The organism is Pseudomonas sp. K5002 (genome assembly GCF_013386655.1).
In the GTDB taxonomy this organism is placed as follows: Bacteria; Pseudomonadota; Gammaproteobacteria; order Pseudomonadales; family Pseudomonadaceae; genus Aquipseudomonas.
In genome coordinates this window covers 1-2,357 of record NZ_JACARK010000662.1, presented here as the reverse complement: position 1 = coordinate 2,357, position 2,357 = coordinate 1, and the positions used below count along the sequence as shown (strand labels likewise).

The following is a 2,357-nucleotide window of genomic DNA, read 5'->3' as shown; positions in this document are numbered from 1 at the left end:
CAACGATTTTGCCCAGCGCTGGGGTTACCTGAAAAAAGGCGACCCGGCCACCGGCCTGCCCGCTGCACCCACCGCCGTGCGTGCAGAAATGCGCGCCGTGCAGACCGACTGGGAAGCGCTGCTGAAAAACGCCGATGCGATTCTGGCCAGCGAGCAAACGGTGCTGTCGCTGCATCAAGTGGCCGCGACCCTGGCGGAAACCGTTCCGCAGTTGCAGATGGAGTCGGAAAAGGTTGTCGATATTCTGCTGCAACGCGGCGCACCGGCCAGCCAGGTAGCGTTGGCCCAGCGCCAGTCATTGCTGGCCGAACGCATCCTGGGGGCGGTGAACACCGTGCTGGCGGGGGACGAGACTGCCGTGCAGGCCGCCGATGCCTTTGGCCGCGATGCCAGCCGTTTCGGCGTGGTGCTCAGTGGCATGCTCAACGGCAATCCCGGGCTGCGCATCACCCAGGTTGAAGACCACGACGCCCGCGCCCGGTTGGCGGAGATTTCCGAGCTGTTCGAATTCGTCTCCGGTTCCGTGGACGAAATCCTCGAGACCTCGCCGCAGCTGTTCCAGGTGCGCGCCTCGGCGAGCAATATCTTCAACCTGTCGCAAACCCTGCTGGACGAAGCCTCGCACCTGGCCACCGGCTTTGAAAACCTCGCGGACGGGCGCACTTTCGACACCATCGGCGGCTACGTGCTGGGCTTGCTGGCGCTGGCCTCGATCATCCTGATCGGCCTGGTGATGGTCCGCGAGACCAACCGCCAGTTGCGGGAAACCGCCGAGAAGAACGAGCGCAACCAGAACGCGATCATGCGCCTGCTGGATGAGATTGAAGACTTGGCCGACGGCGACCTGACCGTCACCGCCTCGGTCACCGAAGACTTCACCGGCACCATTGCCGACTCCATCAACTATTCCGTGGACCAACTGCGCGACCTGGTGGCCACCATCAACCTCACTGCCGGCCAGGTGGCTGGTGCGGTGCAGGACACCCAGGCCACCGCCATGCACCTGGCCCAAGCGTCGGAGCATCAGGCACAGCAGATTGCCGAAGCCTCTACGGCGATCAACCAGATGGCCCAGTCCATCGACCAGGTGTCGGCCAACGCCGCCGAATCTTCGGCAGTGGCCGAGCGTTCGGTAGAGATTGCCAACAAGGGCAACGAGGTGGTGCACAACACCATCCACGGCATGGACAACATCCGCGAACAGATCCAGGACACCGCCAAGCGCATCAAGCGCCTGGGGGAATCGTCCCAGGAAATTGGCGACATCGTCAGCCTGATCGATGACATCGCCGAGCAGACCAACATCCTCGCGCTCAACGCCGCGATCCAGGCGAGCATGGCCGGTGATGCCGGGCGTGGTTTTGCGGTGGTGGCCGATGAGGTACAGCGCCTGGCTGAGCGTTCTTCGGCGGCGACCCGGCAGATCGAAACCCTGGTGCGAGCGATCCAGACGGACACCAACGAAGCCGTGATTTCCATGGAGCAGACCACCACCGAAGTGGTGCGCGGTGCGCGGCTGGCCCAGGACGCCGGGGTAGCGCTGGAAGAGATCGAAGGCGTGTCGAAAACCCTGGCGGCGCTGATCCAGAGTATCTCCAACGCGGCGCAGCAGCAGACGTCGTCGGCAGGGCAGATTTCCCTGACGATGAACGTGATCCAGCAGATCACCACTCAGACTTCGTCGGGCTCTACGGCCACTGCCGAGAGCATCGGCAACCTGGCAAAAATGGCCAGTCAGTTGCGGCGGTCGGTGTCGGGGTTCACCTTGCCGGCGGCGAAGCGGGTGGATGAGTGAAATGCGCCCTCGAAAACACCGAAAAGCAAATGTGGGAGCGGGCTTGCTCGCGAATGCGGTGTGTCAGTCGCCGACGCTTTGTCTGACCCACCGCATTCGCGAGCAANNTTGTTTTGAGATCGGTGTACGCATGACCCAGCACTACCAGCAACTCATGAATTCAGACGGGAGCGGTTATGGTTGATCGGCACGACTACGTGGCCCTCGAATGGGTCAAGGGCGAAATTGCCGAAACCCTGAAACAGGCCCGTTCGGCGCTGGACGCCTATGTTGAAGAAAGCAGCAGCGAGGCCATCGGCCAGTGCCTGGAATGCATCCATCAGGTGCATGGCAGCCTGTTGATGGTCGAGTTCTACGGCGCGGCCCTGTTCGCTGAAGAAATGGAACAACTGGCCCTCGCCCTGCAAGGCGCGCGCGTCAGCCAGCGCGACGAAGGCATTCGCCTGCTGCAACAGGGCCTTGGCCAACTGCCGCTGTACCTCGACCGCGTACACAGCGCCCGGCGCGACCTGCCCCTGGTAGTGCTGCCGCTGCTCAACGACCTGCGCAGCGTGCGCGGCGA

The 2,357-nt window shown here is 63.1% G+C and carries 2 protein-coding genes; both read left to right on the top strand.

The window, feature by feature from the left end:
- The coding region (locus HX846_RS25780) for a methyl-accepting chemotaxis protein (RefSeq protein WP_178966348.1) at nucleotides 1-1,795 on the top strand (1,795 nt) is incomplete at its 5' end.
- A 176-nt stretch (nucleotides 1,796-1,971) separates the two neighbouring features.
- The coding region (locus HX846_RS25775; protein ID WP_178966347.1) for an Hpt domain-containing protein at nucleotides 1,972-2,357 on the top strand (386 nt) is incomplete at its 3' end.